General features: G+C 38.9%; 16 protein-coding genes and 1 pseudogene. 12 read left to right on the top strand and 5 right to left on the bottom strand.

The window, feature by feature from the left end:
• Positions 1-11: 11 nt before the first annotated feature.
• From cysQ to ACXAEY_RS02215, 5 genes and pseudogenes are all read left to right on the top strand, one after another.
• Positions 12-818 (top strand): 3'(2'),5'-bisphosphate nucleotidase CysQ, encoded by an 807-nt coding sequence (cysQ, locus tag ACXAEY_RS02195; RefSeq protein ID WP_474810163.1) that lies wholly within the window; start codon positions 12-14, stop codon positions 816-818.
• Between the two features lie 242 nt (positions 819-1,060).
• Positions 1,061-2,185 (top strand): non-hydrolyzing UDP-N-acetylglucosamine 2-epimerase, encoded by a 1,125-nt coding sequence (gene wecB, locus ACXAEY_RS02200; RefSeq protein WP_474814706.1) that lies wholly within the window; start codon positions 1,061-1,063, stop codon positions 2,183-2,185.
• Between the two features lie 414 nt (positions 2,186-2,599).
• A pseudogene (locus ACXAEY_RS02205) lies at positions 2,600-2,782 on the top strand (IS21 family transposase); the annotation flags it as partial.
• A gap of 711 nt (positions 2,783-3,493) precedes the next feature.
• Positions 3,494-4,924: a hypothetical protein gene (locus ACXAEY_RS02210; protein ID WP_474810165.1), complete on the top strand. Its 1,431-nt coding sequence runs from the start codon at positions 3,494-3,496 to the stop codon at positions 4,922-4,924.
• 436 nt (positions 4,925-5,360) lie between these two features.
• The gene (locus tag ACXAEY_RS02215; protein WP_474810167.1) at positions 5,361-5,885 is read left to right on the top strand and encodes an SMI1/KNR4 family protein; all 525 of its coding nucleotides are present in this window, start codon (positions 5,361-5,363) and stop codon (positions 5,883-5,885) included.
• Between the two features lie 298 nt (positions 5,886-6,183).
• Here the strand turns inward: ACXAEY_RS02215 and ACXAEY_RS02220 are convergent, their stop codons facing one another.
• Together ACXAEY_RS02220 and ACXAEY_RS02225 are read right to left on the bottom strand one after the other, a co-directional pair.
• Positions 6,184-6,792, bottom strand: a complete 609-nt coding sequence (locus ACXAEY_RS02220; RefSeq protein WP_474810169.1) for an LPXTG cell wall anchor domain-containing protein — start codon at positions 6,790-6,792, stop codon at positions 6,184-6,186.
• Between the two features lie 420 nt (positions 6,793-7,212).
• Positions 7,213-8,850 carry an L-lactate permease gene (locus ACXAEY_RS02225; protein WP_474810170.1) on the bottom strand — a complete coding sequence of 546 codons (1,638 nt, stop codon included), beginning with the start codon at positions 8,848-8,850 and terminating at the stop codon, positions 7,213-7,215.
• Between the two features lie 269 nt (positions 8,851-9,119).
• Between ACXAEY_RS02225 and ACXAEY_RS02230 the strand changes: the two genes are divergently transcribed.
• The 5 genes from ACXAEY_RS02230 to ACXAEY_RS02250 all read left to right on the top strand — a co-directional run bounded on the left by ACXAEY_RS02230 (position 9,120) and on the right by ACXAEY_RS02250 (position 13,989).
• Positions 9,120-9,833: an SRPBCC domain-containing protein gene (locus ACXAEY_RS02230; RefSeq protein WP_474810172.1), complete on the top strand. Its 714-nt coding sequence runs from the start codon at positions 9,120-9,122 to the stop codon at positions 9,831-9,833.
• Positions 9,834-10,136: 303 nt separating this feature from the next.
• A complete protein-coding gene (locus tag ACXAEY_RS02235; RefSeq protein WP_474810173.1) occupies positions 10,137-10,592 on the top strand; it encodes a flavodoxin in 456 nt (151 codons plus the stop codon).
• A 4-nt stretch (positions 10,593-10,596) separates the two neighbouring features.
• Entirely contained in the window at positions 10,597-11,487 is an 891-nt protein-coding gene (locus ACXAEY_RS02240) for a WD40/YVTN/BNR-like repeat-containing protein (RefSeq protein ID WP_474810175.1), read from the top strand.
• Between the two features lie 329 nt (positions 11,488-11,816).
• Positions 11,817-12,560, top strand: coding sequence for a transposase (locus tag ACXAEY_RS02245; protein ID WP_474810177.1), 744 nt, complete (start codon positions 11,817-11,819; stop codon positions 12,558-12,560).
• Between the two features lie 451 nt (positions 12,561-13,011).
• Positions 13,012-13,989, top strand: coding sequence for a tRNA dihydrouridine synthase (locus ACXAEY_RS02250; protein ID WP_474810178.1), 978 nt, complete (start codon positions 13,012-13,014; stop codon positions 13,987-13,989).
• 136 nt (positions 13,990-14,125) lie between these two features.
• On the opposite strand, the gene ACXAEY_RS02255 is transcribed toward ACXAEY_RS02250, so the two are convergent.
• Positions 14,126-15,220, bottom strand: a complete 1,095-nt coding sequence (locus tag ACXAEY_RS02255) for a S8 family peptidase (protein WP_474810180.1) — start codon at positions 15,218-15,220, stop codon at positions 14,126-14,128.
• 274 nt (positions 15,221-15,494) lie between these two features.
• Here ACXAEY_RS02255 and ACXAEY_RS02260 point away from each other — a divergent pair, with 274 nt between their 5' ends.
• Together ACXAEY_RS02260 and ACXAEY_RS02265 are read left to right on the top strand one after the other, a co-directional pair.
• Complete coding sequence (locus ACXAEY_RS02260) at positions 15,495-17,288, top strand: hypothetical protein (protein WP_474810182.1); 1,794 nt, start codon at positions 15,495-15,497, stop codon at positions 17,286-17,288.
• Positions 17,272-17,730, top strand: coding sequence for a hypothetical protein (locus ACXAEY_RS02265; protein WP_474810184.1), 459 nt, complete (start codon positions 17,272-17,274; stop codon positions 17,728-17,730). The genes ACXAEY_RS02260 and ACXAEY_RS02265 overlap by 17 nt, the downstream gene beginning before the upstream one ends.
• A gap of 105 nt (positions 17,731-17,835) precedes the next feature.
• Here the strand turns inward: ACXAEY_RS02265 and ACXAEY_RS02270 are convergent, their stop codons facing one another.
• Both ACXAEY_RS02270 and ACXAEY_RS02275 read right to left on the bottom strand, forming a co-directional pair.
• Positions 17,836-19,035, bottom strand: a complete 1,200-nt coding sequence (locus ACXAEY_RS02270) for a DUF819 family protein (RefSeq protein ID WP_474810186.1) — start codon at positions 19,033-19,035, stop codon at positions 17,836-17,838.
• Positions 19,036-19,224: 189 nt separating this feature from the next.
• The gene (locus tag ACXAEY_RS02275; RefSeq protein WP_474810190.1) at positions 19,225-19,650 is read right to left on the bottom strand and encodes a hypothetical protein; all 426 of its coding nucleotides are present in this window, start codon (positions 19,648-19,650) and stop codon (positions 19,225-19,227) included.
• Positions 19,651-19,857: the final 207 nt, after the last annotated feature.

Raw genomic sequence — 19,857 nt, forward strand, 5'->3', positions numbered from 1 at the left:
CATAAAATTATATGAAAGATATAAGTATTTTTGAATTGTTTAAAATATCTTTACAAGCTGGCAAAGAAATTCTAGAGGTATATACTCAGAATTTTAACGTTGAATTTAAAGAAGATGATTCACCACTTACTCAGGCAGATCATCAATCACACGCGGTAATTATGAGGGGTTTAAATAAAATTAACCCTGATATCCCTGTCTTGAGTGAAGAAGGGAATAAATCTTCTTATAGTGAGCGATGCAAATGGAAATATTTTTGGTTAGTGGACCCATTAGATGGAACAAAGGAGTTTATAAAGAAGAACGGAGAATTCACTGTAAATATTGCATTGATAGAAGGAAATTATCCTTCTATAGGAATTATTTATGCTCCAGCTTTAGATGCGTTTTATTTTGGTAGAATTGGTGAAGGTGCATATAAGCTTAAAAATGCTTCAACAGTTAAAATATCTAATGAGTCAGAACTCTTGCAAGAAAGTGTAAAACTTCCTGATAATCGAGGTCATAAAATACTTCGTGCAGTTGCAAGTAGATCACATATGTCAGCAGAAACCGAAGTATTTATTAAAAACTTAGAAGCCAAGCATGGAGAAGTAGAAGTAGTTTCGTCAGGAAGCTCTTTAAAGTTCTGTTTGGTTGCTGAAGGAAAAGCAGATTATTATCCAAGGTATGCACCGACGATGGAATGGGATACGGGGGCAGGTCAAGCTATTGTAGAAGCAGCCGGTGGTAATGTAACTAGGTATGAGGATAATAAGAGACTTTATTATAACCGACAATCTTTGTTGAATGGGTGGTTTTTAGTTTCACTAAGATGACTTTTATCTATTAAAAAGCAAGTGTTATTAGCTTGAAATATATTCACAAAACACTAATTCCTAAAGTTTCCTATAATTGTGAACTTAACCAATGGAAAAATAAATGCCTCGCTTTTTACCGATTTGAATCATGAGAATTAAGTAGGAAACATCCACTTGTTATTGTAAATCTGAAGCTATGCTAAGAATGATTTAGAAAATAATAAAAGAAAAGTGAGTTGATAAAATTGAAGAAAAAAGTAATGGTTGTATTTGGTACGAGACCTGAAGCCATTAAGATGAGTCCTTTAGTTAGAGAATTAAAATTTCGAGATAAAGTAGAAACAGTTGTTTGTGTTACAGGTCAACATAAAGAAATGTTAACTCAAGTGTTAGACGCTTTTGACATTACTCCAGATTATAACTTATCGATAATGAAAGAAAAACAGACCCTCTTTGATGTAACAATAAGTATATTAGAAAAAATGAAAGCTGTACTTGAAGAAGTTAAACCTGATGTAGTTTTAGTTCATGGTGATACATCTACAACTTTCGTCACTTCATTAGCTTGCTTTTATTTGCAAATTCCTGTAGGTCATGTAGAGGCAGGCTTAAGAACTTATAATATCTTTTCGCCTTACCCAGAAGAATATAATCGCCAAGCTGTAGGAATTGTAGCAAAGTACAATTTTGCTCCGACGGAAATGTCGAAAGAGCAACTATTAAAGGAAGGAAAAGATCCTACCTCTATTTTTGTAACGGGTAATACAGGTATTGATGCACTAAATACTACGGTCAGAGAGGATTATTTTCATGATCAGATTAATTGGGCATCGGATAGTAAACTCATTTTGATTACCGCTCATAGAAGAGAGAATCTAGGTCAGCCTATGAGGAATATGTTTATGGCAATTAGAAGAATTGTCGATGAATTTCCAGATATTAAAGTGGTATATCCCATTCATATGAATCCAGTTGTAAGAGAAGCTGCTAATGATATTCTGGGAAATTGTGATAGAGTCAGAATTATAGAGCCATTGGAAGTTTTAGACTTTCATAACTTCCTTTCGAGGTCCTATTTAATTCTTACTGATAGTGGAGGTATCCAGGAAGAAGCACCAAGTTTAGGTAAGCCTGTTTTGGTTATGCGTGATACAACAGAGCGACCAGAAGGAATATCAGCCGAAACACTTAAATTAGTAGGAACAGATGAAGATAATATTTATTACAATTTCAAATTACTACTCGAAGATCAAGAAGAGTACAAGAAAATGAGTAGAGCAAGTAATCCATATGGCGATGGATTAGCAAGTAAGAGAATAGCAGATATTATTGAATATGGTAAAATAATTGAATTTAAAGAGAAGACTTTAGCTAAAACTTATTAATAGATTCAAGGGGACGGTTCTCGTGATTCACTTCCAAATAGATCTCCCGTAAAAAATATTCAAAGTAAACCATGAAAACTCAACTTTGTTCACCTCGTTTTCTTTTTTTGTAAGCATATGAAGCAGAAGAACTGTCCCGCCAACTCCTAATACAATCTAAATTCTTAAAGTAGTGATCGTACGAGTTAATCAAACATTTGATTAACTCGTACGTTTTGTAATGTGCTCTTATTGATTGAACTTTTAACAACCGTATCTGCTGTACCCCCCTTGCTGTAAACGCTAGAATAAAGTTGACACATTTTGCTCGATAGGAATTTACACTATGCTCAATCAACCTACTACTCTAGTAAAATAGATCGTGACGTTATTTTACTGGAGGTTGGGGTTTTGGAGGAGAAGTTAGTGTTATAAATTAAGATTCAGGAATTACATAAGAAAAAGTTTAAAGTGGCACAAATCGCTAAAGATCTTAAGATCTTAAGACCGACTGTCTATAAGTATCTAGAAATGACATTCGATGAAGTAAAAGCCTATAATGAACAACCCTTGGGAAAGAAGAAAAAACTAGATCCCTATAAGGACTGGATACTTGCCTAGCTAGAAGAGTATCTCCACCTAAGTAGTTCTCAGATCTATGATTGGCTTTTAGGGAATCATGGGAACGGTTCTCGTGATTCATTCTAGAGTTTATGAATAGATTTCCAGATTTACTACTTAGAGGAAGACGAGGAGCTAACCATTACTATGATTAGCTAACCAGGTTTTTATATTATTATAAACTAATGAATCAGTAGAACCGTCCCGCTGATTCCTGAACTAATAGGAAAAGTGATTAAATGCGATAAATCTTTAAATACACATATCTTAAATGAGCTGGATATTCCTATCTCTGTCTGGGGAGTCTCAATCACAGTATGAGCTGCAGCCCGATGGCATACATGTAACAGATAAACCTTCTAGTCCCCAAATTAGAAACTTGATGAATGGTTTTTAGCAACGTCCCATGTATGAGGAAAGACTTTGGGGGAAAGATTCAAAAAACAGAAAAACCAGGTTAGCCAATCAAAGTAATGGTTAGAATCCTGGTTTTCTCTATGTTGATTATTGGGTATCCACTACTTAGAATTATCTATTTTATATATTTTAAATTACTAAGGGATGTATTCTAATAGGTTATCTGAATGTAGGGAGATTGTAAAACACCTTGGGAATAGTGTAGTGATACAGAAATTAGGGATCTAATATTAATAGCGTAAAGAAAATACACACCTTGGTTAAAAGGAGATTATTTGTAAGGGGATTACAATGATTAGAAAGAAAGAATATAAGAATTTAAATATAGGTAATTTACCTGGGAATATTGATGCTATAAAGTCCTTTTTTGAAAAAAAGGATGCGACATGCAGTATGGATACTACAGAATCAGACATATATAAATTTACTTATTCGGACAACTTTCACAAAAAGAGCATATTAGTAAAGGTACACTTTAACTTGCAAAAAATGGAAAAAACTAGCTTGAAAATAGTAATTGAAATGGATGATTCAATCAATACTTATGATATAGAAGATTATTCAAATCAATTATTTGCTGATATTTATATGAAGTTATTGGAGGGGCCAACAAAATATATAGTACGAGTTTATGGAAGGTATTATAGTAAAAAACCTCAGGATTTAGAAATCAACTTTGAATGGGGAGATAAGATTGATGTAAAGCCATTTAGGGTTCAGGGCCGCGATTTAATTTATAACGCAGATTCAATAACAAACTCTCCTCATGAACAAATGCTTACGTTTGATGTTGAAGTGTTTGCTATTGATGTAACTTCTGCAAGAACTCTTGCTTATAATCGTGCGAAAGAAGTTTTCTCTTTCTTATCCGTATTATTTGATTTAGGAATCGATGAGTTTCAGTCGGAACAAGTGCTAGCTTTGGCAGATTATAAGGAAGCGGACAATGACCGTTTTGGTGGTACGGCAATAAACAAAGGATTTTATGATGAGGAGCTTGATCTGCTTGTTTTTGATAATTTAAATGGCTTGATTGCCCTAGATGGAGATAAAATGGTTCTAAATGGCTATTATACAGTGACTGTAACTGATAGTGAGGGTAACAAATCAACGTTGTCGATATCTAAAGATAATCCTAAGTTAGATGAAATTTTTAAGCAACGTGAATTAAAGAAAGTTAAAAGGAAAGTTGTGAGAGGTGATTTAAATAAGGAAATAAGTAACTATAATACAGATATTAGACTATTGAGTTCACATATTACTTTCTTTAGAAAACTAAAAATCTTTGAAACAAAAAGTAAAGAGAAATTTGAACGTTTCAGTAATGCATGTAAGTTATACAATAAAGCCTTATCTGTATGTGCTAATGAGCCTACAATGATGGTTTCTTATTTAGTTGCATCAATAGAAGCTTTACTAAAAATAGAAATTAAATTTGATTACTTAAAAGGTTTAAATAGTGATATGAATAGATTTCTTGCGTTTGTTGAGAAATATTCAACAGAAGGTAAATTTGAAAAGGAATACCTTAAGTATTTATATGGAACTATTAGATCGGGCCACCTTCATTCTGGTGATTTTAAATTCCTTGAGTATAACGTATTGTTCAATCAAACATTGAATTCAGAATTTATTAATGTGCGAAATGATTATATTAAGGCAAAAAGTATGATTAGGGCAATCTTTATAACTTGGATAGAGGAAAACATCTTAGAGAAATAATTAGTTAAATAAAGTTAGAAGAATATTAAATCTTATCCCATTATCGTAAAAGGTAATGGGATTTTTCATGTGCTATTATAGAGATATAAATCTATCACCCATACTATCTATTCTTGCAAAAACATCATTATATAAAGATAAAAATGAGGAATTAGATACAATATTTAGAGTTTTGTTATGGATATAATTCTATATATATTTTTTTGTCTTTCTCGAATCACGGGGACGGTTCTCATGATTCAATTTAAGGTGTAGGGAACTAATGGTATATAGAGGAATAACTAGTGAATTATTAGACTTAAAGATAAACCCAGTGAACAAGCCATTTAGTTGGTTAGTTCACTGGGTTTCTGTTTTATGCAGTAAAGTGCAATCATCAGAACCGTCCCCGTGATTCCCTGTACCATGGGATCCTAAGTAAAAAGGAGTGTTAGTAATGGCTAATTTCCACACTGATAATGGAGACTTACAATCTTTTTATAATGAATTTAATAACTATTCTGCTGGAGTTCACCAGTTAAATAAGGGTGCACGGATAGAAGATATACATAACTTCGAAGAAAAATATAAAGTGATTTTGCCCAAAGTGTATAAAGATTTTCTCCAAGTTAGTAATGGAGGGGAAATCTTTTTTCCTGGAACAGTTTTGGCTGAAGTTTATAACCAGCAGTCTGGACCTATGATTGATGGTGTATTTTACCTTAATTCAAGTATCTATATAAGAGATAAAGAGAACTTGCCAGATGAATACCTCCCCATTGCAAAACTCAATTATGGTGACATCGTTTGTATTGATTTGCAGAAAAGCAATGACTACGAAGCTCCGGTTGTTCAATGGGATATTGAAAATAAAGAAATTTCTAGGACCTGGAATCGTATTATAGACTGGTTAATGGATGCGTTAGAAGAAGGTGCAATGCTGGTTGATTACGAGGGGAACGATAAAAAATTAGATTTTTAGGAGGGATAGCTTCCTCGTCCCATGGTGATGCTATGAATCACGGTGATGGTTCTCATGATTCACTTCCAAAGAGAAAATCCGAAAAATATATATAAAGAAAACCAAGTGAACTTAACCGTGTTATGGATTGTTCACTTGGTTTTCTTTTTTGTAAACTAGTGAATCTGCAGAACCGTCCAACTGATTCAGTTGGAAACACGTGAAACCGCCGTATACGGACCCATATGTTCGGTGGTGTGAGAGGTCGAGGGTTAGTCACCCCCTCATCCTCATACTCGATTAGTAGTTTAATAGAAGATTAAGCTTTTGCGCGTCTTCTAGCTACAAGTAGTAGTGCACCTGCAATCATGATTCCTCCGCCAATCATCATCGATGTTGGAAGGGATGTTGCGGTGTTTGGCAGTTTGTCGCCGGTAGTGTCTTCAGTAGTTTCTTTCTCTACATTATTGGTAACAGTTCTGTCTGCAAAAATCCACTTACCTGATTCATAGATATAGTCAATTTCTAATCTGTAAATGCCACCATACAACTCTAAATCAGCTGTTTGTGCAAGTTTGTAGTGGTTATTGTCAATTTTTTTAAGTTCATAGTCTACATCACTAAGTAGTTTCGGCTCGGAATCAAAGGCAAAAAACATAAGTCTGCCATCTCTTTCTTTAAAAAGCGCTTCAACTGTGCTTTTGGCAAGCTCTGGCGTCATTATTTTTTCGAAGACCTTCCTCATTTCTTCAAATGAATCGTAGTCTTTTACATAGTTATCTTCATCGGTCTCGACGTTAAATAGATTGAAAAACTGCTTCTCAAGTTCCTCAACAGGTGGCTTTCCATGATCATCAGCAAGTGCAGGGGTTGTGAATCCAGTGAAAAAAAGTGCAGTGATGAGTAGTGCTGCTAGCGTTCTTACCATTCTAAAACCTCCAAAAAAATTTTTGGTGCCGGTTATGTAATGATATTAATCTTTGTAACATTTTTGTAATCTAGCACCTGCCCCTATACTAGCATACTGGAAAAGAATAGCAAGTAAGAGACACAGGGACAGGTTCCGTGTCCCACAAATGAGTTACAGTTATGTTACATACTTCCTACATCCCTAGTGTATACGTGCGATCAACCATCCCCTTGAAAGTAATCAGCTAATCTACTGTCTGGTAGCCAGAACCAAGGGCTGTATAAATATAAACCAAGTGGCCATGAAAAAGTATCTTTTGTGGGACAGAGGGACAGGTTCATTGTCCCAGTCCCAGTTCCGGGTTGTGTAGAGCGACTGAATGAGTTGAGTTGTGCTCACCTTCATGAACAACTGCACGAACAATCTTTTAAACAAGATTCATAGAAACATAATCCAAATGAAACCTAGCACCCCTGAAGCTACTGCATAAAACAGCATCGGTCCAATCGTCATCCGAATGATTGTTCCTTCCTTTCCAACCATTCCAACAACAGACGCAGCAGCAACAACGTTCAACACACAAATCATATTACCCGCGTTTGCGCCAAGAACCTGGAGAGAGAGGACGAGTTGCTCGTTCATTTGGAGCTGATCCGCGACACTGAATTGGAAGAGGGAGAACATCATGTTACTAAACGTGGCACTTCCTGAAATGAAAGATCCGAGAGCACCGATGAATGGCGCAACGAGCGGCCAGGCATCGCCAACGGAGTTTGCGACCATCGTAGCGAGTTCCATTGGCATGCTCATAAGATCAGCACCGTTCAATTCTGAATTGATAAAAATCCGAACCATCGGAACGGCTGTACCTAACGCGATAACAGTCCCTGCCATTGTTTTTAGTGAATCGATCATCGTAACTTTTACTGCTTCTAACGTCATTTTGTGTATGAAAATGGTGATCAAAATGACCACGATGAAGATGGATCCAGGTAAGTAGAGCGGTTCAAATGACGTGCTAATCTCTGTACCAAGAATTTGCTGCCATCCAACTATTACGGACCTTAACCATCCTTTAATCGGTAGAATATCTAACCGTGTCAAGACTAGGAAGACAGCTACGAGAAGGTAAGGGACCCATGCAAGCCATAGCGGAAGTGGCTTACTTTTATGTGGAGTGTTAGTAGTTACTTCTCCAAAATCCCAAGACGTTTCAGGAAGTAGAAAACCTCGTTTCGCTGCAGGGATGACGATGGCAAGCCCTATTAGTCCACCGATGATTGATGGAAACTCAGGACCTAGTAAGCTTGCAACTGTAAAAGCTGGGAGGGTAAAACTAAGCCCAGCGAATAGCGCAAACTTCCATACCGCTAAGCCTTCTTTCCAAGAACGATTTTTTCCGAAAAAGCGTGTAAGCATCATGACTAAAATAAGTGGGATGAAAGTCCCTACTAATAAATCAATAAATACGGCACTTTGGGTCACGGACTGCAAATAGTCAGCCATTGACTGATTCCCAATGGTTGCGGCGACTTGATCAGCAACAGCAGGACCCTGACGAAGTCCCTGGTCAACTCCTACAATAATCGGCGTTCCGACAGCTCCGAATGATACGGGACTGCTATCTGCGATAAGAGCGAGTGCGACGGCAGCAAGCGGAGGAAAACCAAGGGCGACAAGGAGTGGAGCCCCGATGGCTGCAGGTGTCCCAAAACCAGCTGCACCTTCAATAAATGCCCCGAACAACCATGCAATAATGATGAGTTGTACCCTTCTATCTATTGAAATCCCCATAAACCCAGTTCGGATTGCATCGAGGGCACCACTATTGCGCAAAGTGTTCAATAACAAGATGGCACCAAATACGATCCAAAGAATGGATACTGATATGATTAGTCCTTCAATGGAAGCTGCTGCAATTTGTAGTAGTGGTATTTTCCAGACGACATAAGAGAGAACAGCGGTCAGCAAGAAGCTAACCGGCATTGCTTTCGTTGCCGGAAGTTTCAAAAGAACGAGAAGAATAAATACAGCGAGTACAGGTGTTAAAGCGGTTATAAGTTCTATAGCATTCATGTTCATCACCTTATTGTGTGTGTAGTAAAATATGATAATTTACAATTACTATATAGAAATAAGAAGAATTATTATGTGATAAACCTCACATTCCTATCAATAGCGACAGGAATACCTTTTGAGCTCTCCCTATGAATGAGAGTAACGTGACATCAAATAAAGGAAATAGTGAATTATTATTGAATATAAGGTAGGGCACAAATTGGCTAAATATAGGTCTTATTTTACTCACCTTAAAAGTGGGTGAGATTAAGCAGGGAGAAGAATGAATGAAAGAGTTAAAAGCATTTCAATATAATCACTTCATTTCAGCACCGATTGATCTTGTTTATGAATGTCTACATAAGGACAAGCATGTGCTGAAATGGAATACGATGATTGTTGAGCATATTTATGAGGGTTCTGAAGATGAGGTCACTGCAGGCTCGACTTTTATTTCTAAGCAAAAGTTAGGTAAGAAAATTTATACGTTTGATGCAGAAGTGCTTGTTCACGAACCTCCTTATAAAATTGCGATGAAAACCGTAACGAATGAAGGCACAAGCTTCACTCGCTATCAATTAGTAGAACGCGATAATGGAACAGAACTTTCTGTAGAAGCTAGCTTAATCCCTAAGAATGTCTATTATTCTATTGTGGGGAGATTAACTCTCTGGCTTAGTAAATTTGTATTTTTGGAACAGTATGAAGCATTTATTCAGTATGTGTATGATCAGCAGCAAAATGAAATTTATTATTTTGAAGAGGAATCAGGTCTAGAGCTGTTTGCTCAGGCTTATCTGAATGATGATCATCAATGGGATGTCTATTTTTCAGTAGTAGAAGAAAGTGAAGAGGTTGTGAAAAAGTTCCTCGAGATGGGATATGAAGTGGATGATGATTTGGAACTCTATCTTTTCAAAGCGAATCATTATATGGATGCACAGGAGAAGTTTAGTCAATGGGTGCAAGAGGTGTATCTATCATTGAAGAGTCGGTGTTAGTAGTGGTGACTTTTAAAGATTTATTAGTAGTCTTCGATAGAACTAGAACTAGCGATAAAATGACTATGCAAAAGAACCACGGGAATATTTCCCGTGGTTCTTTTACACTAACCCGCTAGGGACATAGGGACAGGTTCCTCGTCCCACTGTCTACTATGGAGTGAATTTGTGGACGGAGGGACAATTTACCTGTCCCTCCGTCCCATGTCCCTCCGTCCCATTTCAAGAAAGCAATTGAAAACAATTCTCATTACTGGTATAGTTTATTTGAGAATGATTATCATTATTGTTAGGAGAATTGATGTGGCTAAGATTGTAATTGCTTTTGCAAGTATGTCTGGAAATACAGAGGATATTGCTGATTTATTGAATGAGCACCTTGAATCGTTTGACCATGAAATCGAAATGATTGAGATCGATGAGGTCGAAGTTGATCAGCTGGCCGAGTACGATGCTGTTCTGCTTGGTTCCTATACATGGGGAGATGGAGATTTGCCATATGAAGCAGAGGACTTCTATGAAGAGCTTCTTTCAATAGACCTTTCTGGTAAGAAGGCAGCTGTGTTTGGTTCAGGTGACCATGCTTATCCTGAGTTTTGTGCTGCAGTAGACCTGCTCGAAGCGAGATTAAGAGAAATTAAGGCAGACATTGTTCAAGATGGACTAAAAATCGAGTTTACACCGGACACTCAAGAAGAGATAGACAGCTGTGAAGAGTTTGCGGTGAATTTTGCGAATCAGCTAGGAGCGGGAGCGTAACGACGTGGAAAAATTGATGAGCGCAACAGCAGTGACGAAATCTCAACAAGGGAATAGTTTTCTAGCAACGAAGGGATGCCTCTATGTGAAAAAGGATAACACCTGGGAGCGTTCATTAACGTTTAAAGGAAGAATGATTCGTGATTTGATCTGCTGTAAAGGTTATATTTATGGTGTCGGTGACGGTGGATTGTTTATTACAAGTAATGATGAAGGAGCAAGCTGGTCAGTCAAGCAATTTCCAACCAAGGCTTCGATCTGGAGCGTTGTCGCAAACGGAATGGGACTTGTCATCACCCATGGCGAAAAGGTGATTTACGTTTCTAAAAATAATGGGAAGTCATGGAAATTGTATTATCCATTTCAGTTACATAACGCGCCATCGATTCGTTCCCTATGCTTGTATAAGAATAAGCTGTTTATCGGTACGAAGATCCATGAAGAACACGGCGGCGTTTGGTGTTTCGACCTGTTTGATAAAAGCATGACTCAGGTGAAAAAAGAAACGAATCAAATGATCTCATCTATTATCACACAGAACCATCACCTCATTGTTGCGACAGGCTCGTGTCGTCACGGGGCAGGCAAAGTGGCGTTTTGTACGCTATCTTCCTTCATTCAAAACCTCAGGTGGGAAACTTGCTATGGGTACGAGAATCATAGTTTCTTAGATCTCCATGAAAGCAGAGGGGTCATCTATTCAACTTCGACTCAAAACGAGCATGGCTTCAGCACGATTTCGCAAGTGTCTCTTAAGAACGAAGAAGTCGTCCCTTTTCATCACATTAAAGGGCATGGCTGGAGGATCTGTAACGATAAAGATGATTACATCGTTGCGGGCCTTTATGAATCGATGGAGTATACGAAGGGGTATGATGAGGCACTGGTGATGTAGGGGGACATGGGGACAGGTTCCTCGTCCCACTGTAGATTCGTTTACTATGAAATTATTCTGTGAACGGAGGGACAATGTACCTGTCCCTGCGTCCCCCCTCTTGCAGGATTTTCTCCGTTTCTGTCTAATAGTGTAGAGTGCATCAGTTGAAATGTTCACAGCCCACTGCCTCCCCCCTTTCTAAGAATTACCCCTCTGCCATCCGTTACTACTTTGTTTAAATTCCTTCACTTTTTTCTTTTTTACCCTATTTCTTCCCTAGAATCGTAATAAATCGATATTAACCTTATTGATAAAGAGGTGAACTTAATCTGGTTAGAAGAGCGAGAATGAAAAGCAGCACTGGTGTATATCATATCGTTTTCAGAGGTGTGAATCGGCAAACAATCTTTGAAGACGAACGGGACAAGGAACGATTTTTAGTTGCCCTTGCTAGGTATAAACAGAAAAGTGGCATCGAACTATATGCGTACTGCTTGATGGGTAATCATGTCCACCTGTTGGTGAAGGAGACAGATGAGAGCATTTCAACTTTTATGAAGAGACTGAGCTCGAGTTATGTGTATTGGTACAATATGAAATACGAGAGGTGTGGTCATCTATTTCAGGAAAGATTTAATAGTGAGAACGTTGAAAACGATGCATACTTTAAAACAGTGCTGAGGTATATTCACCAGAATCCCCTCAAGGCACATCTTGTAAAAAGCGTGTGGGACTGGCAGTGGACAAGTATCCATGAATATGTGAACAGAGCTAACATAATTGATATTGAAAAAGGTTTAGAGCTATTTTCTGCCGATCAAAAAATAGCTCGGAAACGATTTATCCTTTATATGCAGGAGATCCATGAAGACCAATGCCTTGATTTTGATAAGATTGTGAAGCTTTCAGACGACCAAGTAAGAGAGTTCCTACGCTCTAATGGAGTTACTAGCAATAGTGTTCTCCAGCAAATGAATAGAGAAGAGCGGAATGCTTTGTTAGCAAAAGTGAAAAGAATCGATAGGGTTTCCATTCGTCAGATTTCTAGAGTTACAGGCATCTCGAAAAGTGTAATTGATCGATTGAAGTAGTACCCGTCTAGCAATATTATTCTTCCTTTGTTATCCTCGTCGCGTCCTTAACTACCTCCATTACTGCAGCAGTGCCCCAAGTCTATGTTATCTCTTCCCTTAACCGTAAATGGTTGAACGATCTTTTTTGCAATCCAGTAGGTTTTACAAGCAGACTATTGAGAGGGAAAAAATCTCCCGGATTTAGGAAAGATAAATACTGTAGAATAACGAAGAAAGTATTACCTATTTGGGACGAGGAACCTGTCCCCATGTCCCCTCATCCACCTGTCCCTCCTCCCTGCTGGGACAATGTACCTATCCCTCTGTCCCGATTACCACTTGCACTTTTTGTCAAATCGTCTTAAAGTATATAATGGTTGAAATCCATCATAAATGGTAATGGATAGACTAACTTGTCACTTTTTAATTTGGAGATGACGTTCTCCTTAAGGAAAGGGTTCAGATAGATATGACACAAAATTTTTGGCATGAGTTGCCGAAGCCGTTTTTTATTTTGGCACCGATGGAAGCCGTCACAGATGTTGTTTTCCGTCATGTCGTGAGTGAAGCAGCAAGACCTGATGTGTTTTTTACAGAGTTTACGAATACAGAAAGCTTTTGTCATCCAAATGGAAGAGAGAGCGTACGCGGACGTTTAACGTACACGGAAGATGAGCAGCCGCTCGTCGCTCATATTTGGGGAGATAAGCCTGAATACTTCCGAGAAATGAGTATCGGAATGGCTGAAATGGGCTTTCGCGGCGTGGATATCAATATGGGTTGCCCTGTGCATAATGTTGCAGCGAAAGGAAAAGGATGCGGATTGATCCGTCGCCCAGATGTTGCAGCAGATATCATCCAGGCAGCAAAAGCAGGAGGACTTCCTGTAAGTGTGAAAACGCGCCTTGGTTATACGGAAGTGGACGAATGGCACGATTGGCTCAAGCACCTTCTAGAGCAAGATATCGTCAACCTATCCATCCACCTTCGTACGAAAAAGGAAATGAGTAACGTCGACGCGCACTGGGAGCTGATTCCAGAGATCAAGAAGCTTCGTGACGAAGTTGCACCTCATACGCTTCTGACGATCAACGGTGATATCCCTGACCGTCAAAAGGGACTTGAGCTTGTTGAGAAATATGGTGTAGATGGCGTGATGATTGGTCGTGGAATCTTCCACAACCCATTTGCTTTCGAAAAAGAAAAAAAAGAGCATACAAGTGAAGAGCTGCTAGACCTCCTACGTCTACAGCTCGATCTTCACGATAAGTATTCCGAAGAGTTGGAGCCACGTCTCTTCAAACCACTTCGCCGCTTCTTTAAAATTTACGTTCGCGACTTCCGTGGAGCGAGTGAGTTGAGGCATAAATTAATGAGTACAGAAGCGACGGATGAAGTACGTGAGATGCTCGATGAGTTTATGGCGAAAGTTCCAGTGAACGAATAATAGTACTTTTTGAGAGAAAAGCCCTTTGTGCTTTTCTCTTTTTTTATAAAGTCTCGTACTTCTTTAGTGGTTACTAGATGTGGTCATCGAAACTAAAAAACGGAACCTTATATAAAGGATTCCGTTATTATTAAATCTATATATTTAACAGAGCAGCATACGTATTTATTCTACCTCTCTGATAAAGAGAACCTGTCCCGTTTAGTTGTACTGTCGTAGTCTCAATTGCATTCTGAACGGCATTTATATCAGAATTGAGAGAGAGCATGAGTGCTGCTAGACCTGCCACAAATGGCGCTGCCATGGATGTTCCAGATAATGAGCCGTAATCAGTTGCTCCTTGGCTGTTTGCATACGTAGGAAGTGTGGAGAGGATATTGACTCCTGGAGCAGCAACATCGACCCATGAAGCACCGTAGTTTGAGAATGATGCCTTGTTATCATTTTGATCTAAAGCTGCAACACTTAGGCACTGGGCATAAGCAGCTGGGAAGAATAGGTTATTTGAATTTAAGTTGCCTGCCGCTGCGACGTTAAGCACGCCATTATCTTTTGCGTATTGAAGAGCATTTTGGAGTGTGGCGCTCGCCATAGGTCCTCCAAGACTTAAGTTGATAACCTTTGCACCGTTTTGTGCTGCATAGATGACTCCTTGTGCCACGTCGCTAAAAGAACCGCTTCCACTGTCGTCTAATACTTTGATGTTCATAATCTTTGGATTGATGGCGAGTCCAGCAACACCAAGGTCATTTCTAGTTGTAGCTGCTGCAATTCCTGCTACATGTGTACCGTGACCATTCAAATCTTCTGCAGTTGAAGACGCTGAGAAGTTTTGGCTTAAAATAATCTTGTCCACTAAGTCAGGGTGGTTCGTTTGAACACCGGTATCCAATATTGCAATATTTACTAGAGTTGAACCACGTGTAACATTCCAGGCTCGTACTGAATTTATTTTGAGAAGCCCCCACTGTTGAGAGAAGAGCGGATCATTAGGTGTAAGTGTAGCATTTAGAATGCCTTCATACTCAACATAATCAACACCCGAAAAGTTAGAAATGATCGTCATTTTAATATTTAACAAAGACGGAGCAACTTTTACAACATAAACATTAAGAACTGGAATTGTATCGATAACAGTAAGACCACCAACTTGCGAAATGATACGCAGTGCGGTACTTGGTATGACGCCAGGTAAAAACCCGATTATAAAACGATCAGGTAAATAGTTCATTGTATAGATAACACCTCCTATATTCATAAGGTGTTACTAGTTTATTCAGTAGATTGGTAGATGATTGGACGGGCTGGGGGACGTAGGGACAGGTTCCTTGTCCCGCTAAGCATCGTTCATTGGAGGGACACTTTACCTGTCCCTGCGTCCTATTGTTAGCTCTTTTCTCATGTGAGGAAAGGGCTATTTTGATTGACTTCTCTTCGATTTATAGAGAGAAGTCTTTATAGAGGGTATTCTTAACTTAGAATTCATTAGAGGGCGGTAGGATAACGTGGAGAATCAAAAGTTAATAAAGGTTTTTCTAACCTTTTTCCTTATATGCATGTTCATGCTTCCAGTAGGCGCAATTGCGAGCAGTGGCGGGATAGACTATGGAGATTCTGAGTTAGTTGATTCGAATGCACCAAACTCAAAACAGGAATCTAGTAGACCGAATGAAGATAATGGTAGCTGGCTCCCGAATTGGCTTGAAAGTACAATCGGTCGTACAAAAAATACGATCTTGAACACTTGGAATGGAACTAAAGAAGTTGCTACTGACGGTTTTGACTTAATAAAAGATAAAACGAATGAAAGCATTGAATGGATTGGTGACAAACTGCAAGGAGTGGGTGAGTGGTGGAATGAACGCTCGCTTCTAGAAAAATCGCTCATGATTCTTGGAGCAGGTGCGACGATATTAACTGGGGGTGTTGCCCTCGGTGTTATATCAGCAGGTGCTGCGGTCATTGCTGGTATCAGCGGCGCTGCTAGTTATGGTCTTTACGCGATGAATACTGATCAGGTTTCCTTGGCCGGTGGGCTAGGTATGATGACATTAGGTGCGTTTGGCGGTATTGGTATTGGTATTGGTATTGGTATTGGCGCATTACGTGGAGTAGGAATGCTCGGGACAAGAGGTAGTTTGCTTATGACATCTGCTTCGAAAGGTATTAGTACTTCAAGAATGGGCAGGGCCATAGGTGCATTAGGGCAAACTAGAGTAGGTGCTGCTATTATAGGTGGGACAAGAGCTGCAGTACGAGTAGCTCGTCCCGTGTTGAGCGTGATTTCTAGTAAGGGTGCGTTAACTGGCGCTGCGATTTCCTCTCTGTTTGCCGGAGGGACTCATGTTTACAATACCATGGTAAACGGTGAGCCTCTTGATTCAAAGGCAATGATTAATGATATGGTTGTCTGGGGAGCTGCAGGTGCGATTGGCGTAGGGTTAGCTTCGAAAACATTTCAAGGAATCGGCACTTTTACAAAGTCCAAAGCATTAAAAACAGCTAGTAGTGCAACAGTTGGTGGCACTTCGGAGTATGCTCTTGGTAACTTGTTTCAAGGAAAAAGCCCAGGCATAAAAAAGACGTTGATGGTAGCTGGGTTTTCACTTGCTTTGGGTGGAGCGGTTGTACTTGGACCTGTTCTTACTAATATAGGGAAGCAAAGTGATGGAGTTGTAACAGGTAGTTCAAGCTCTCTAGAAACTTCCCCAATCGGTAAAACCAACTTAGAAAAGAAATTTGGTACGATAAATAGTAACGACTTACAAGATCAGTTTACATATAAACTGAAGACAGACCTGCAATTTTTTAGTTCAAAAGCTGATATTGACTCTTTAATTAGATCAAATGAAAAGACAGTTGAAATAACACTTAAATATAATGAGAATATGCCAAAGCGAGAATTCGTAAGAAAAGCTAGGCAACTTCAAGATTTAGGTATAAAAGGTAATTTATATAAAACTCAGAATCCAGTGCCAAGAAATCCTACTATTACTAGAGCTTATAGGCAGGATATGATTAAAAGGATTTGGAATCAATATAGTGATAGGAACCCCGAATTTGGAAGGTTGTTAATTAAAAGGATTACAAAACGTATGCAGCCAGATCATATATGGGAACTCCAGTTAGGTGGTCCAGATGTAGTTGAGAATTTGAGATTCTTAGACTCTTTTACTAATTGGAATATTGGAACTCAACAAATAAGGCAACAAATAAGGGAATTACCTACCGGAACTAAGGTGAAGGTTAAGATAGATTGGGGTGAGCTAAATGGAGGGTCTATTGAAAGAAAGAGTTGAAAAGGTTAAAAATGAATTGTTAGAAGATCCAAACAGTATAATATATGGTGAACTTACTGGAGGTGTAGAAAAACAACAAGAAAATAATATCATTCCTAAAGAATATTTTTACTTCCTTGAATTATCGAACGGAGCAAGACTTGGAGGAATAGATATCTGGTCATATGAAGATTTGTCTTCACATCAATATCGTGTCTCAGATATTTCAGGAGGTCATGCGAAGTGGATTGAAGTAGGGCAGGTCTTATATGAACCGCTAGTTATAAATAAAGAAACTGAAGCAGTGTATCTCTATAAAGATGAGCAAAAGTTATTGAAAGTCGCCAATGGTTTTAACCAGTTCATTTTTAACTATACTATGGGAGAGAAGTATGGAGAGCTAATACCTGATGCAAATTCAGACGAATGGTTTATGATGCTAAAGCGATTGGATTTAGCGTGATACTTTTAGCGGGTGATTGAATGGTTCTAGAACTTAAACGAATACTAGCCAAATATAAAACCAGATAGCTAAACTATATAGTTAGCATACCTGGTTTTATACTTATTAACCCCCTGCAATCATTCGCGCCAACTGACCGCAGATAAGAGCGGCATACGTTCCGACGACGTTACCGAGTATCCCCATCAATAGCCCAACAGGTGCAAGCGCCGGTTGGAAGACGGAAGCAACGATTGGAGCGGAGCTTGTTCCACCGATATTTCCTTGTGAACCAACGGCTACGAAGAACAATGGTGCACGCAGTAAGCGTGCAGCGATAAAGATAAACAGTACGTGAATTGCGAGCCATACCATTCCCATCAGGATAAACTGAGGAGCTTGTACGATGTCCATCAAGTTTGCTTGAGCACCGATGGCAGTTAGGAATAAGTAGATTCCCATATATCCGAACTTACTAGCACCGTAGTACTCAAGTTTGCGAACCTTTGTAAAGGATAGAAGAATACCAACTGCTGTAATGATAAGGAATGTCCATGTTGACGTACTCATGACGTCTGATTTTGGAATGAAAGACAGGTCAGCAAACAGACGGATCAAGTAAGATCCAGCAAAACCAATCGCAATAATTCCTAACAGCTGTGGCAGCTGTAGAGGTTTTGAATTTCTTTCTACATCTGTTGCAATCTCTGCATTTACACGTTTGATCGTGGAGTTGTCAGCCTTGTTCCATTTGTTAAAACGTTCTTGAAAATTAGCAAGTGAGATCATAACACCCATCCACCCGATTCCAACTAGCGTGTCTGTTAAGATGATTGGACTAAGAATATCATCAGGTGTGCTGAACGCTTCGATCATCGCACCCATGTTTCCAGATCCACCGATCCAGCTTCCTGCAAGGGCACCGACACCGCGCCATGCTTCATCTGGAAGGATATCTTGGAAAAGGAAGAAGGCGATTGGTCCACCTACAACGACACCAAGTGTTCCAGCTAAGAAAACAAGGATTGCTTTACCGCCAAGTTTAAACGTGGCAGGCACGTTCGTACTGATCATTAACAGTAAGAGTCCAGCTGGAAGCATATAAGTGCTCAAGAAGCTGTACAGGTCAGAACTTTGAGGGATGATGCCGAACGTCGTTGAGAGCATCGGCAAGAAATACATCCAGATCAACGGCGGTAAATAGCCGAAGAACTTTTTAATCGGTCCATATTGAACTGTCGAAAGCATAAATACAATTCCGACAATTGCGATTAAATAAGCAAAAATTGCCATGGGTTGTTGAATGAGGGCTTGTGATAATATCATGTTGTGTCTCTCCTTATCTGCTTAAATCTTCGAATTATCAACAATAAGTTAAAAAACCAGATTTAAAGAGTATAGCACAGAGAAGAGACACTAGGACAGCACCATGTTCACTAAGTTTATGGTAATTATTTATAAAAAAAAGCAGTGGTTAAACAAACGTTTGATTAACCACCGCTTTTTTATATTGGTTTAACTATTTTGAAACTGCTGATCTAGCTCACGCACCTTATCATAGGACTTCTTCAAACGCTCTGGAACTAACTTTCGTCCAAACTCCCAGGCGTTTTCTTCAATTTCAGCAAGGAGCTTTTGTTGCACTTCTTCTTCCTCATACATTAGGATTCTTAAATCATGTCGGTGCTTCTTAAAGTCTAAATAGTACCCGATCTCATGGTAGAGAAGAATCAGGGCGATGTCTTCTGGCTTTTCTTTAATATGAACATTCATTTTTGCTTGATACGCATTAATTTGTAGATAGTTAAACTTTATCGTGTTGGTTGAAACGTTATAGCTCATCGGCGCATTTAGATCGTTATTGAATTCATAGTTAATCGTTAGCTCGTGCTTTTCTAGCGTATCTTTGATTAGTTTTTCGATATGGGAGATATATAACATGTTTTTCACTACCTTCTCGTGATGCTTTTAACTTAAATCTTATCTTAAACCATGCCATATTCCTGCTAGTTTTTCTAGATAAAAGAATTATTCTGCGGGGGAAGCGCCCATTGCAGTTGGAATAGCGCTGTCTTATAGAATGTAAACAAACGTTTGATTGAAAACGTCTTAACTATCCATGTGATTTTCCAAAAAATTACCTGTATT

This window comes from Anaerobacillus sp. ABA4_114, assembly GCF_056159065.1.

Excerpts from the sequence above, each read along its gene's own strand:
- ACXAEY_RS02245 (WP_474810177.1), top strand. The coding sequence starts at position 11,817 with ATGAAAAGCAGCACTGGTGTATATCATATCGTTTTCAGAGGTGTGAAT.
- ACXAEY_RS02275 (WP_474810190.1), bottom strand. The coding sequence starts at position 19,650 with ATGTTATATATCTCCCATATCGAAAAACTAATCAAAGATACGCTAGAA.
- ACXAEY_RS02225 (WP_474810170.1), bottom strand. The coding sequence starts at position 8,850 with ATGAATGCTATAGAACTTATAACCGCTTTAACACCTGTACTCGCTGTA.
- ACXAEY_RS02220 (WP_474810169.1), bottom strand. The coding sequence starts at position 6,792 with ATGGTAAGAACGCTAGCAGCACTACTCATCACTGCACTTTTTTTCACT.
- ACXAEY_RS02270 (WP_474810186.1), bottom strand. The coding sequence starts at position 19,035 with ATGATATTATCACAAGCCCTCATTCAACAACCCATGGCAATTTTTGCT.
- ACXAEY_RS02250 (WP_474810178.1), top strand. The coding sequence starts at position 13,012 with ATGACACAAAATTTTTGGCATGAGTTGCCGAAGCCGTTTTTTATTTTG.
- ACXAEY_RS02210 (WP_474810165.1), top strand. The coding sequence starts at position 3,494 with ATGATTAGAAAGAAAGAATATAAGAATTTAAATATAGGTAATTTACCT.
- ACXAEY_RS02255 (WP_474810180.1), bottom strand. The coding sequence starts at position 15,220 with ATGAACTATTTACCTGATCGTTTTATAATCGGGTTTTTACCTGGCGTC.
- cysQ (WP_474810163.1), top strand. The coding sequence starts at position 12 with ATGAAAGATATAAGTATTTTTGAATTGTTTAAAATATCTTTACAAGCT.
- ACXAEY_RS02230 (WP_474810172.1), top strand. The coding sequence starts at position 9,120 with ATGAAAGAGTTAAAAGCATTTCAATATAATCACTTCATTTCAGCACCG.
- ACXAEY_RS02215 (WP_474810167.1), top strand. The coding sequence starts at position 5,361 with ATGGCTAATTTCCACACTGATAATGGAGACTTACAATCTTTTTATAAT.
- wecB (WP_474814706.1), top strand. The coding sequence starts at position 1,061 with ATGGTTGTATTTGGTACGAGACCTGAAGCCATTAAGATGAGTCCTTTA.